Below are 12203 nucleotides of genomic sequence, written 5' to 3' on the forward strand. Positions count from 1 at the left end.
GGCTCTTGGTTGGACACGGGCAGGCAGCTATGGTCCGGATGATGGAGTCGGGTGAGGGGGCGTTCATGCAGCTGAAGACCAAACGTGTCTATGAGCCGAAGTCCGATGACGACGGCATGCGCATCCTCGTTGATCGCCTGTGGCCGCGCGGTCTCACCAAGGCCGATGCCGCCGTCGACCTCTGGCTAAAAGAGATCGCGCCGACGACGGAACTTCGGCGGTGGTTTCATACTGGCGAGGGAAGCTGGGAGGAGTTCCGCGAGCGCTATCTCGCCGAACTCGACGGAAATCCTGCTCCAGTCGAGCAACTGCGGCAGCGCATCGAGGAAGGGCCGGTCACCCTGCTCTTCAGCGTCAAGGATGAGGCGCAAAATCACGCTGAACTGCTCAAGAGCTACATGCTGAAACGCCTGTAGCGTCGACTGACGGACCGGCATGCTGCGTGCGTTCGCAGCTCCACAACGAAAGCGCGAAAAATTCTTGATTGTCGCTGTCGGGATCGGAAGCCGCCATGCGTCTTAATCTCGACGGCGGTGTTCAACCGCACTGACAACAAGGAGATTGAGAATGTTTCGGACCGCTTTGATCGCTGGCGCCCTGTTCATGTCCGGCACGGCCCTTGCCGAGGCTGAGACCGTCGAAGTCAACGGCATGAAGATGTACTACGAGGTTTCGGGCGAGGGCGAGCCGCTGGTCGTGCTGCACGGTGCCTACATGAACATTCCGTCCATGGGCGCGATCATTCCGAAGCTTGCCGAAACCCACAAGGTCTATGCCGTCGAGTTCCAGGGACACGGCCGCACCAACGACATCGACCGGCCGATCACCTACCCCAATTTGGCGGACGACGTCGCGGCCTTCATGGATGCGGTGAAGCTGGAGAAGGCCGATGTCTTCGGTTATTCCATGGGCGCCGCCGCCGGTCTGCAGTTGGCGATCCGCCATCCGGAGAAGGTGAACAAGCTCGCCGCCGCATCCGTCGCCTATGATGCCGAAGGCTGGCAGCCGGAGTTCAAGGCGGTGATCCCGCAGATGACGGTCGAAATGCTCGTCGGCCTGCCGTTCGCTGATGATTACCGAAAGCTCGCGGTCGACCCCAACGGTTTTCCGGAACTGGCCCGCAAGCTGATCCAGCTTGAGAAGGAGCCGATGGCCTGGGAGGCAGACGTCAAGACGCTGAAGGCGCCGGTGCTGATCATTGCCGGGGACGCGGACGTCGCAACGCTCGAGCACAATGTCGCGCTCTTCCGTCTTCTCGGTGGCGGTGCCATGGGCGACATGGGCAAGCCGCTCTCGCCCTCGCGCCTCGCCATCCTGCCGGCGACCTCGCACACCGCCGTCATCAACCAGACGGAGCTGCTGGAGGCCTTCATCGAACCGTTCCTGAAGGGCGAGACGCCGAAGGGCATGTTCCCGTAACAAGGACGGACGGCGCCACCTCCCGGTTGGCGCCGTCTTTCTCGTTTCGGAAACATGGCTCTAGCGCAGACGCCGACCCTCGGCGTCGAAAACCAACGCGGCTGCAGGATCGAAGCGTGCGGCGATGGTATCGCCGGACTTCAGGCCGCGGCCGTTCTTCGTTTCGATGATGATCAGTTCGCCATCTCCATGTCGAGCATAGGCGAACGTCTCTCCGCCGAGATGCTCCAGCATGTCGATCGTCAGATCGAGGCTTGCCGAACCGGTTTCGCCGAAATGCTCGGGGCGAATGCCGATCGTCACAGTGCTTCCGGGCGCTGCATCCTTGACCCTGACCGGAATGATCGCGTTGCCCAGATCGGGCAGGCGGACGTGCGTTCCACCGGCCTCGACGATCCCTTTGAGAAAATTCATCTTCGGCGAGCCGATAAAGCCGGCGACGAAGAGATTGGCGGGATCATCGTAGAGGTCGAGGGGGGATCCGACCTGTTCGACCACGCCGCCACGCATGACGACGATCTTGTCGGCGAGCGTCATCGCCTCGACCTGGTCGTGGGTGACGTAGATGATCGTGGTTGCAAGCTTCTTGTGCAGCCTCGCGATCTCGATGCGCATATGCACGCGCAGTTCCGCATCGAGATTGGAGAGCGGCTCGTCGAAGAGGAAGATCTTAGGATGGCGCACGATCGCCCGGCCGATCGCCACGCGCTGGCGCTGCCCGCCCGAAAGCTGCTTCGGCTTGCGGTCGAGCAGCGGCCCGAGCTCGAGAATGTTGGCCGCTTCGCCAACGCGTTGCTCGATCTCGGCCTTCGGCACGCCGGCAAAACGCAGCGCGAAGCCCATGTTCTCTCGAACCGTCATATGCGGATAAAGCGCATAGGACTGGAAGACCATGGCGATGCCGCGTTTCGACGGGTCGACATCGTTCATCCGCGCGCCGTCGATCGTGAGATCACCCGACGTGATCTCCTCGAGTCCCGCAATCATCCGAAGCAGGGTCGACTTTCCGCAGCCGGAGGGGCCGACGAAGACGACGAACTCGCCGGACCTGATGTCGAGATCGACGCCTTTGATGACCTCGAAATTGCCGTAGGATTTTCTGACGTCGCTGAGTTGCAGTTCGCTCATGCAGCCGCCGCCTCTTGGACCGTCGCCGTCAGTTCTAGTCTCACGGTGCCAAGTCGCGTCGACGTGACCGTGACCGCGATGCCGCCGGCCGCACCGGTCGTCTCCAGCCAGAAGCCGGTCGAGCCGCCCTGGAAGATCAGGCGCTCCGGTCCGAGCAGTCGCGCCGGGCCGGTGACGGTGACATCGATCGCATCGTTGAGGAAGGGCAGGACGTTGCCGACCTGGTCGAGGGCCCGCACGATCACGCGCACGCTGTCGCGGCCCTCGGCGCGAAGCGTCTTGGTGTCGGCGACGACATCGAGCGTCGTCGGTACCGGGCCGGCGACCATGCGCAGGTGGGCGACAGCTTCGCCGTCGATGAAGCCGGTGAACTCTGCGTCTTCCCACTTCATGCCCCAGACACCGAGCTCGTCCTTGGTGAAGTGACGATGGTCGATGACGACGGGCGGATGCGGCAGATGCGGGAAGTTTTCATGGTCCGGGCCGACGCGCTTGACCAGCGAGCCGTATTTCAGCTCAACCTCGTCGCAATTGGTGAGCACGATCAGCGGCAGCACGCCGCCGATGTTGCGCTCACCGCGCGCCCAGAAGGTCACCGGCTTCATCACCACCTCTTCTGCCGGCGCGCACTGGCTGGCATAGACATAGGCTGCGAATTTCGGCTGACGGAACATGTCCATGACGCCGTGATAGCAGATCCGGTCGCCGGAGCCGAAGTCCTTGTGGGTGTTGTAGTCGAACATGCACCAGCCGACAGCGCCGGAAATGCTTGCGTCGCCGTAGGCGGCGTTCAGCACTTCGAGATGCCGGCGTACATGTTCGGCCTGGCGCTGCTCCTGGTCGTAGATCTTCGTCGGATACATGTGGCCGCCGAATTCGGTGATCATGTACGGCACCTTACGCTTGAGCCCGGTGCATTCCTCCTGCGGCCTCAGCGCCGTCCGCGGGCGGTTTGCCCCCGGCAGTTCCTCGTTGCCGAGGATGAAGTCGTTCATCGTGTAGACGTCTTCGAGCAGTTCGCTGTCGGTGATGTAGCGTACGCCGCCGGTCTGGCGCGTTCGGTCCAGTTCATGCGCCAGGCGGTTGGTTTCGACGTAGAAATCATGCGAGTCCTGCGATTCATTGATGCGCACACCCCAGATGATGATCGAGGGATGGTTCCAGTCGCGCTCGATCATGCGGCGAACGTTCTCGATCGCCTCCTGCTTCCAGGCCTCTCCGCCGATATGCTGCCAACCGGGAATTTCTTCAAAGACCAGCAAGCCGATCCGGTCGCAATGTTCGATGAACCATTTGGACTGCGGATAGTGCGATGTGCGCACGAGATTGCAATGCAGCGTGTTTTTCAGGATTTCCGCATCCCGCTCCTGCGCCGTCTGGCCCATGGCGTAGCCGACATAGGGGAAGGCCTGGTGACGGTTGAGGCCGCGGAGTTTCAGCGGCCGACCATTCAGCTTGAAGCCGTCGATGGTGAATTCGGCGGTGCGGAAGCCGAAGCGCGATGAAAAGCGGTCGCTGCCGCGATCGCTGCGAAGCTGCGCTTCGATCTCGTAGAGAACCGGATTGTCGATATCCCAGAGCGAAAGTCCGGTGAGCCCGGTGATCTCCAGGTTCACGCTCTCGCCACGGGTTTCGCCGGTCGCTTCCGCCAGCACCTTGCCATTGGCGTCCTTGAGAAGTGCGGTGATCGCACCGGCAAAGGCGAGCCCTTGCGGGTTTGCGAGGTCGCAGCGGATCGCAACGGACTTGGTGTCGCTGAGCGTGTCGCGGGTCTCGATCTTGATGTTGGCGATCGAAACCGCGTCGGTGACCTTCAGCCAGACGTCGCGATAGATGCCGGCATAGGTCAGATAGTCGATACGGCCGCCGAAGGGCGGGATCTCGGGGTTCTCGCTGCCGTCGATCTTGACGGTGATCAGGTTGTCGCCCTCGCGCAGCTTGTCCGTCAGCCGTGCCTCAAATGGGGTGTAACCGTCTTTGTGCGCGATGATCTCTTCGCCGTTGAGGTAGACGACGGCATCGGCCATGGCGGCGTCGAACACCAGCGAGACCTCGCGGCCGTGAAATTCGCGGCGCCAGGAAAGCACCTTCTGATAGGTGAAGGCACGCTGATAGGATGTCTCGTCGAAATAGTTGAACGGCAGCTCCACCGCATTGTGCGGCAGGCTGACAGCCTTGCCCGGCAGCAAGCGGCCAGCATTTGCGGCGTCGAAGCTTTCGGAGAAAACCCAGCTATTGTTGAATGGAGTAACAGAACGCATGATCATTCCTATTTGACTGAGCCCAGCATTCCCTGGACGAACTGGCGTTGCATGAAGAAGAAGACCGCGAGTGTCGGAAGCGTCGCGAGAATGGTGCCGACCATGACGACGCCGTAGTCGGGGTAGTAGGCCGAGGCGAGCGAGGAGATGACGAGCGTGATCGTCTTCTGTTCGTTCGACTGGAGCACGATCAACGGCCAGAGATAGTTGTTCCAGGCGGTCATGAAGACGATGATGAAGGCGGCGGCGTAGGTCGAGCGCATGACGGGGACGTAGATGAACAGAAAGATCTGCCACTCTTTCAGCCCGTCGACCTTGGCGGCATCGCGAAGTTCGGATGGGAAGGCCTTGGTGGTCTGGCGGAAGTAAAAGACAATGAAGGCCGAGCCGATCGTCGGCAACACCACGGCAAGGTGGGTGTTTATGAGGCCGGCCTTGCCCATCATGATGAAGAGCGGGATCATCAGCGCCGCAAACGGGATCATCATCGTCAACAGAAGAGCGCTGTAGATCCGGTCGCGGTGGCGCGAGCGGAACATCTCGAAGCCGTAGCCGGCAAGCGACGAGACGGCGAGGGTGAGCACCGTCGCCAGGATCGCGATCTTGGCCGAATTCCAGAAGACCAGCGGCGCGTTCACCTGCGTGAAGAAGGCGCTGATGTTGGCGGCAAGCGCGCTGCCGGGCATCATCTTGCCCTTGATGATGTCGATCGACGAATTGGTCGCGCCGAGCAGCATCCAGACGAACGGAAAGATCGAGAGAAAGGCCATCAGCCCGACGAAGCCATAGGTGAAGGCGGCGGTTGCGATCTGAACGGGGTTTTTCATCGGTCGCGCTCCCTGGCTGCGAAGAACTGGACGCAGGCAAGCAGGGCGACGAGCACGACGATCACATAGGAGACCGTCGCCGCGTAGCCGAAGTTCGGCATGAAGCGGAAGGTCAGGTTGTAGATATAGAGCGATAGCGTCAGCGTCGCGTTCGACGGCCCGCCCTTGCCTTCGGTCAGGTTGTAGACCTCGTCGAAAAGCTGGATGGTGCCGATCGTCGAAATGACGGTCGTGAACAGGATCACCGGTTTCAGGAGCGGGATGGTGATGTGGGTGAAACGCGCCCAGGCGGGCACGCCGTCGATGCGTGCCACCTCGTAGATCGACTTGTCGATGTTCTGCATCGCCGCGAGGTAGAAGATCATGTTGTAGCCGGTCCAGCGCCAGGTAATCGCGAGAATGACGAGAACCTTCGCCCAGAAGGGATGCGTCAGCCACGGGATCGGCTCGCCAATGACGCCGATCGCCTCAAGCGTCGCGTTGACGATGCCGTCATGCGCGAACATGCCCTTGAAAAGCACCGAATAGGCGACGAGCGAAGTGACGCAGGGCAGGAAGATTGCCGTGCGGAAGAAGCCGCGGCCGACGAGCTTGGGATTGTTGAGCAGCGACGCCAGGATCAGCGCCAGAAGGATCATGATCGGCACCTGCACGACGAAATAGGTCAGCGTGTTGGTCAGTGCCTTGATGAAGACCGGGTCGTTCCACAGGCGAACGATGTTGGAGAAACCGGCAAACTTCAACATCATACCGCGGCCGGACTGGAACGACATCCAGAGCGACCAGAGGATCGGGTAGATCATGAACAGCGCGATCAGCCCAAGCGCCGGCGCGACGAAGAGCCAGCCATTGACGTTGTAGTATCGGCCGATGCCGCCGCGGCGCGCGAGAGCCATCATCATCCTCGTGGAAAACAGGAGCCGTTGGCCGTGGCAGTGTAGCCACGGCCAGGTGCGGTCAGTCGCGGGAGCGATTACTGGATCTGGGCGCTGACTTCGGCGTCGATCGCCTTCAGAACCTCATCAACCGGCGTTCCCTGCGTCAGGGCCGGCAGTTGCGCGGTGACGGCGGTGTCCGCCTCGTTGGTGAAGACGCCGTAGTTGACCGAGGGCACCTTCGCCAGCCAGTCGGAGAAGTTCTGCCAGACCTTTTCGCCGCCGAAGAAGGCATCGGCTTCGCCATAGGCCGCACCGCCACGCGCGGCGAGCAGCGAGCCGACGGCGCCGCGGTCCGTGAGGATCGTCTGGTAGAAATCGACGTCCTTGGCATAGACTTCGTTGAGGAAGTCGATCGCTTCGGCCTTCTCAGCCGAGCTTTCAAGCACGTACCAGCTCGAGCCGCCGAGGTTCGACGCGTGCGTCGCGCCGCCGATCGACAGTGCCGGGAGCGGCGCCACGCCCCACTTGCCCGATTGGTCCGCCTGCGCCTTCACTGTGCCGGTAATCCAGACGCCGGTAATGACGCTGGCGACGTCCCCTGAGGTGAACGTTCCGACCCAGTCGGCCCAACCGGCGGCCGGCTTGTAGATGTTGGCGGCCATGATCTTGTTGATCGTTTCCAGCGACGCCTTCAAGGCGGCGTTGCCGGTGATGTTGGCCTTGCCTTCCTTGTCGAAATACCATTGCCCGGCCGATTGCATCATGATGCGGACAAGCCCGGCATCTGTCGGGTCAAAGCCCATCATCTTCTTGCCGGTCTTGGCCTCCACCTGCTTGCCGATCTCGATGAAGCGATCCCAGGTGATGCCCTGCATGTCCTCAGGCTTGAAGCCGGCCTGCTCCAGATAGTCCTTGCGGTAATAGAGGCCGGTGACGCCGGAATCGAAGGGCATGCCGTAGACTTGCCCTTCAAGCGTCATCAGCTCGACCTTGTAGGGAGCAAAGCCGGAATAATCGACGGTGCCGGACAGCGGCGCGAAGGCACCGGGGAAGGACTGAAGATATTTCTGTGCGCCATAGTCCTCGATCAGCACGATGTCGGGCAGCGCGTCCGCGGTGCCGGAAGAGAGGCCGGTCTGCAGCTTCTGCTCGACATCGGCCTTGGCGAAATCGACGATGTTGAAGGTGACGTCCGGGTGCGTCTTGGTATAGCGCGCGCCGGCCTCCTTCATGATCGCGACGTTGAAATTCGGATCCCAGCACCAGACGGTGATTTCCTTGGCCTCGGCCGCCGTTACGGCCAAGAGGCTTGCGCCGGCAAGTGCGACGCTCGTCAAGCGCGGCAGATAGGTACGCAGGTTCATTGGTTCCTCCCTCGAACTCGTTCCCCGAGACGGTCCTCTTCGTCTCGGCCGGGAGTATTTCGCAAAATTCTGAAGAAGGCAATATTTCAGTAAATTTTTACTACGGCTTTTTCACTGAGCTGCGTTGGCCTTCTCCGCAACCGTACTGCCGCGCCAGATGATCTCGGTTCCAAGCAGGACCTTCTTGGCGACGTCGCGCCCCGAGAGGCGCTCGACCAGCAGGTCGACGGCCGTCTCGCCGATCACCTCGGCCGGTATCTTGACGGTCGAAAGCGGCGGTCCGAGAAACTGGGCGACGGGAATGTCGTTGAAGCTTGCCACGGCGACGTCGTCAGGGATTCTTAAGCCCATCTCGTGAATGGCGCGGTACGCGCCGATCGCCATGTTGTCGTTGCAGGTGATCAGGATCTCGGGCGGATTGGGCTTCGAGAGCATCGCCTTGGCCAGCGTGTAGCCGCTATCCGGCGTCAGCTTCTCGACCATGCAGAGCGCCGGGTCGTAGAGCCCCGCCCTGGTCATCCATTGGATGAAGGCGCGGCAGCGGCGTTCGGAGTGGATGTCATCCTTGTCGCGGAAAGCATCGATCCAGCCGAGGAAGCCGATGCGCCGGTAGCCCATGTCGAAAACGCCTTGCAGCAAGCGGTTCATGGCCACCGAGACGTCGCTCATAACGCTGTCGTCGACATCGTCGTCGGGTGCGAAATCGGCGAACACCAAGTGGCGGCTATGGCGGCGCAGCCAGTGAACCTCCTCTCCGTAATGGTGGCCGACAGCAACGACGCCGCTTGCGCCCTGAAGGATACCCGCTTCCGGCAGGTTGCCATTGTGGAAGACCTTGACCACCTCGATCTTCAGCGCCTGGCAACGGTTTTCGATACCGAGCCGGACGCCGACATAATAGGGGTCGATCAGCTCCTGGGCGGGCTGCAGGAAATGCACCAGCGCAAACTTCAAGCCCTGCATCGGTCCCGCACCGCGGCCGCGGTTGCGCGGTGTGGCATAGTTCAGCGCTTCGGCCGTCTCGATGATCGCCTGGCGTTTCTTGGTGGAGATCGACAGCGTCGGATCGTAGTTCAGCACCCGCGACACCGTTGCCGACGAGACCCCGACAGCCGAGGCGATTTCCTTGATTGTGACCATGTCCTACGTCCTGCGTGCCGCCGGCGTCCCGAATTCGGCGCGGCGCAATCTTTATTTAGTAAAATTTTGCCTCGGATTTTTCAATCACTGGACGTGCATTTCGTTCGCGGCCATCGGACGAAAGGACGGCTTTTGCGATCAGGCTGCCGATTGGCCCGTCGCCAGCGCCTCGGCTTGCAGCTCGTCCGACAGGAACGTCCAGAGAGCGGAGACCGGTCGGGACGACAGGCCCTGATCGTCGGCTGCAAAAAGCCCGAGCTCGATCACCGGTGCTGGGGGCAAGCCTTCATTGGCGCCAAGCACCCGCATCGTGTTCGCACGAATATTGAGATCCAGCAGGACGGCAATGCCGAGGCCTGCCTCGATCATTGACTGGATCGAGGCGAGACTGGCGCTCGTCAGCACCGTACGCCACGGCTTTTTGCTGCCCGCAAGCACTTCGATCATCTTCTGGCGCCAGGTGCACACCCCGTCGAAGGTGACGAGCGGCAGGGGGCCGTCCTGCGGGATCGTGAATCCGCGAGCGGCGACCCACCTGAGCGGCAAGCGCCAGGTCAGGAGCGGCCGGCCACGGATCAGCTGGGGATCGCCGATGGCGACATCGAGCTGGCCGAGCGACAATTTCTCCGACAGCACGGTGCTTTCCGTAACGGTGAGCTCGAGCGCGACACCCGGATGGCATTCGGCAAAACGCTGCAGCGCCTTCGGCAGCGATCCGACCGCGATGTCCTCGATCATGCCGAAGCGGATCGAGCCCTGCACGGCGCTGCCGGCGAGTGCTTGGCGCGCGCCGACGCTCAAGCCAAGGATCTTCTGGGCGTACGGAAACAGCACATGCCCGGCTTCCGTCAGCTCCATGCCCCTGGTGCTGCGGTTCAAAAGTCTGGTGCCGAGATCGTCCTCAAGGCGGCGCAGCTGCATGCTCACGGCGGCCTGGGTCCGCGCCAGCCGCTGGGCGGCACCGCTGACACTCCCGCATTCGGCGGTCACGACGAAAGCGCGCAGCAAGCCGATGTCCAGGTCACGCATATAACGATCCCTTATGTTCTTATCACAAATATTAGCGTTCCTTATTGTGCCCGGATTGCTATGTCTGTTCAAGTCACAGGGAGAACGAGAATGGCGGAGCAGCAAACGACAGCAGACAACGCGTGGAGCGGACCGGCGACGGTGGACGGCTCGACTGGTCGTGTGTCTCTCGCCATCGTCTTTTGTCTGCTCTCCATGACGAGCGTGCAGTTCGGCGCGGCATTCTCGAAGCCGGCCATTCAGGAACTCGGGGCCTTCGGCGCGACCTGGCTGCGGCTCTCCTGGGCGGCAGCTTTCCTGCTCGTTTTGGTCAGGCCGCCGTTCCTCAGCTATACGCGGTCGCAATGGGTTTCGGGCATCGCTCTGGGCGCCACCATGGCGATGATGACGCTCTGCTTTTTCGCGGCGATCGAACGCATCCCCCTCGGGCTTGCCGTGGCCATCGAGTTTCTCGGACCTTTGACCGTCGCGGCAATCCTTGGTGGTCGCGGTTGGCGCTTGCTCTTTCCGGCGCTTGCTGCAGCCGGCGTGCTGTGCCTCTCCTGGGACGGCGCGGCCTGGGTAGCCGATCCGCGCGGGCTGCTTTTCGCTTTTGGGGCAGCGATCGGCTGGGGCGGCTACATCGTGCTGATGAAACATGCGGGTCAACGCTTCAAGGGATTGGAGGGACTTGCCGTTTCGCTGCTGTTTGCCGCGGTTTTTGCGACGCCGTTCGGCTTCCATCAGGCGCAGTCCGGGTTCTCCGCTCACATGTTGCTGGTGACGGCGGGGCTCGCCATTCTGGTGCCGTTGCTGCCTTACGCGCTCGAATTTCTGGCGCTCCGTCGCCTCCAACCATCGGCTTTCGGGCTGCTGATGAGCCTGGAGCCTGCGATCGGCGCCGGTGCCGGTTTCGTCATCCTCGGGCAGGCGCTGGCCCTCAACCAGATCTTCGGCGTAGCGCTTGTGATGATCGCCAGCGCGGCCGGTACGATGTTCGCCCGGAGATAGGCTGCACGGCGGGCGCCGCTCTAGAGATTTGCAGAGGCCAAAAACTGCCCGTTTACAAAAGTAATATTATATGATTTTTTCTTGAGGGCTGCGTGGAGGCAGCTTTCTTTGGGAGGAAATCATGAAAATCGCCAAGGCACTTGCGAGTGCAACGATCCTTGCTGCCTGCACGTTTGGCAGCGCTTCGGCAGCAGACCTCGTCGTCGGCTTCTCGCAGATCGGCTCGGAGTCCGGCTGGCGCGCCGCCGAGACGACGCTGACCAAGCAGCAGGCCGAAGAACGCGGCATCGACCTCAAATTTGCTGATGCGCAACAGAAGCAGGAAAACCAGATCAAGGCAGTCCGCTCCTTTATCGCGCAGGGCGTGAATGCCATTCTTCTTGCCCCTGTTGTTGCTACCGGCTGGGACGAGGTACTGCAGGAAGCCAAGGACGCGGAAATCCCGGTCGTCCTTCTCGACCGCACGGTCGACGCGTCGAAGGACCTCTATTTGACGGCCGTGACCTCCGATCTCGTGCACGAGGGCAATGTTGCCGGAAAGTGGCTCGTTGACGCCACCGCCGGAAAGCCCTGCAACGTCGTCGAACTCCAGGGAACGACGGGATCCTCGCCGGCGATCGACCGCAAGAAGGGATTTGAAGAGGCCCTGAAGGGTCACGAAAACCTGAAGATCGTGCGCAGCCAGACCGGCGACTTCACACGCACCAAGGGCAAGGAAGTCATGGAGAGCTTCCTGAAGGCCGAAGACGGCGGCAAGAACATCTGCGCGCTCTACGCTCACAACGACGACATGGCCGTCGGCGCCATCCAGGCGATCAAGGAAGCCGGCCTGAAGCCGGGCAAGGACATCCTCGTCGTCTCGATCGACGCGGTTCCGGATATCTTCCAGGCGATGGCCGCCGGGGAGGCCAACGCCACGGTCGAACTCACGCCGAACATGGCCGGTCCCGCCTTCGACGCGCTCGCTGCGTTCCAGAAGGATGGCACCGCACCGCCGAAGTGGATCCAGACGGAATCGAAGCTCTACACCCAGGCCGATGACCCGATGAAGGTCTACGAGGCGAAGAAGGGCCTCGGCTACTAAGCGCTTGCCGCCTGCGGGGCGGCACGCAGGCGGCGGACTGCCGCCCTTCGGGCGGTTTCTCTCCGGCCGAAGGCAAGCCTTCT

The 12203-nt window shown here is 61.8% G+C and carries 11 protein-coding genes; 4 read left to right on the plus strand and 7 right to left on the minus strand.

From position 1 onward, the window contains the following. Positions 1-65: 65 nt before the first annotated feature. Positions 66-416 (plus strand): DUF488 domain-containing protein, encoded by a 351-nt coding sequence (locus VGO04_RS22790; RefSeq protein ID WP_327498226.1) that lies wholly within the window; start codon positions 66-68, stop codon positions 414-416. Between the two features lie 151 nt (positions 417-567). Next, entirely contained in the window at positions 568-1419 is an 852-nt protein-coding gene (locus VGO04_RS22795) for an alpha/beta hydrolase (RefSeq protein ID WP_327498227.1), read from the plus strand. A 60-nt stretch (positions 1420-1479) separates the two neighbouring features. Here VGO04_RS22795 and VGO04_RS22800 read toward each other — a convergent pair whose 3' ends face one another. The 7 genes from VGO04_RS22800 to VGO04_RS22830 form a co-directional block, all read right to left on the minus strand. Then, on the minus strand, positions 1480-2547 hold the full coding sequence (locus VGO04_RS22800; protein WP_327498228.1) for a sn-glycerol-3-phosphate ABC transporter ATP-binding protein UgpC: 1068 nt from the start codon (positions 2545-2547) through the stop codon (positions 1480-1482). Beyond that, positions 2544-4808: a glycoside hydrolase family 2 protein gene (locus tag VGO04_RS22805; protein ID WP_327498229.1), complete on the minus strand. Its 2265-nt coding sequence runs from the start codon at positions 4806-4808 to the stop codon at positions 2544-2546. Before VGO04_RS22805 ends, VGO04_RS22800 begins: the two co-directional genes overlap by 4 nt. 8 nt (positions 4809-4816) lie before the next feature. Continuing rightward, positions 4817-5635, minus strand: a complete 819-nt coding sequence (locus VGO04_RS22810; protein WP_327498230.1) for a carbohydrate ABC transporter permease — start codon at positions 5633-5635, stop codon at positions 4817-4819. Beyond that, complete coding sequence (locus VGO04_RS22815) at positions 5632-6531, minus strand: sugar ABC transporter permease (protein WP_327498231.1); 900 nt, start codon at positions 6529-6531, stop codon at positions 5632-5634. The genes VGO04_RS22810 and VGO04_RS22815 overlap by 4 nt, the downstream gene beginning before the upstream one ends. A 77-nt stretch (positions 6532-6608) precedes the next feature. Then, positions 6609-7877 (minus strand): ABC transporter substrate-binding protein, encoded by a 1269-nt coding sequence (locus VGO04_RS22820; RefSeq protein WP_327498232.1) that lies wholly within the window; start codon positions 7875-7877, stop codon positions 6609-6611. 111 nt (positions 7878-7988) lie between these two features. Beyond that, the gene (locus tag VGO04_RS22825) at positions 7989-9017 is read right to left on the minus strand and encodes a LacI family DNA-binding transcriptional regulator (RefSeq protein ID WP_327498233.1); all 1029 of its coding nucleotides are present in this window, start codon (positions 9015-9017) and stop codon (positions 7989-7991) included. Between the two features lie 138 nt (positions 9018-9155). Continuing rightward, positions 9156-10046: a LysR family transcriptional regulator gene (locus VGO04_RS22830; RefSeq protein WP_327498234.1), complete on the minus strand. Its 891-nt coding sequence runs from the start codon at positions 10044-10046 to the stop codon at positions 9156-9158. Between the two features lie 90 nt (positions 10047-10136). Between VGO04_RS22830 and VGO04_RS22835 the strand changes: the two genes are divergently transcribed. Together VGO04_RS22835 and ytfQ are read left to right on the plus strand one after the other, a co-directional pair. Then, positions 10137-11036, plus strand: a complete 900-nt coding sequence (locus tag VGO04_RS22835; RefSeq protein WP_327498235.1) for an EamA family transporter — start codon at positions 10137-10139, stop codon at positions 11034-11036. 121 nt (positions 11037-11157) lie between these two features. Next, positions 11158-12120 (plus strand): galactofuranose ABC transporter, galactofuranose-binding protein YtfQ, encoded by a 963-nt coding sequence (gene ytfQ, locus VGO04_RS22840; protein ID WP_327498236.1) that lies wholly within the window; start codon positions 11158-11160, stop codon positions 12118-12120. Positions 12121-12203: the final 83 nt, after the last annotated feature.

This window comes from Ensifer sp., assembly GCF_035999185.1.
In the GTDB taxonomy this organism is placed as follows: domain Bacteria; phylum Pseudomonadota; class Alphaproteobacteria; order Rhizobiales; family Rhizobiaceae; genus Ensifer.

What these genes read in the sequence shown, in the direction of transcription:
- VGO04_RS22790 (WP_327498226.1), top strand. Translation starts at nt 66, where the DNA reads ATGCAGCTGAAGACCAAACGTGTCTATGAGCCGAAGTCCGATGACGAC.
- VGO04_RS22795 (WP_327498227.1), top strand. Translation starts at nt 568, where the DNA reads ATGTTTCGGACCGCTTTGATCGCTGGCGCCCTGTTCATGTCCGGCACG.
- VGO04_RS22800 (WP_327498228.1), bottom strand. Translation starts at nt 2,547, where the DNA reads ATGAGCGAACTGCAACTCAGCGACGTCAGAAAATCCTACGGCAATTTC.
- VGO04_RS22805 (WP_327498229.1), bottom strand. Translation starts at nt 4,808, where the DNA reads ATGCGTTCTGTTACTCCATTCAACAATAGCTGGGTTTTCTCCGAAAGC.
- VGO04_RS22810 (WP_327498230.1), bottom strand. Translation starts at nt 5,635, where the DNA reads ATGAAAAACCCCGTTCAGATCGCAACCGCCGCCTTCACCTATGGCTTC.
- VGO04_RS22815 (WP_327498231.1), bottom strand. Translation starts at nt 6,531, where the DNA reads ATGGCTCTCGCGCGCCGCGGCGGCATCGGCCGATACTACAACGTCAAT.
- VGO04_RS22820 (WP_327498232.1), bottom strand. Translation starts at nt 7,877, where the DNA reads ATGAACCTGCGTACCTATCTGCCGCGCTTGACGAGCGTCGCACTTGCC.
- VGO04_RS22825 (WP_327498233.1), bottom strand. Translation starts at nt 9,017, where the DNA reads ATGGTCACAATCAAGGAAATCGCCTCGGCTGTCGGGGTCTCGTCGGCA.
- VGO04_RS22830 (WP_327498234.1), bottom strand. Translation starts at nt 10,046, where the DNA reads ATGCGTGACCTGGACATCGGCTTGCTGCGCGCTTTCGTCGTGACCGCC.
- VGO04_RS22835 (WP_327498235.1), top strand. Translation starts at nt 10,137, where the DNA reads ATGGCGGAGCAGCAAACGACAGCAGACAACGCGTGGAGCGGACCGGCG.
- ytfQ (WP_327498236.1), top strand. Translation starts at nt 11,158, where the DNA reads ATGAAAATCGCCAAGGCACTTGCGAGTGCAACGATCCTTGCTGCCTGC.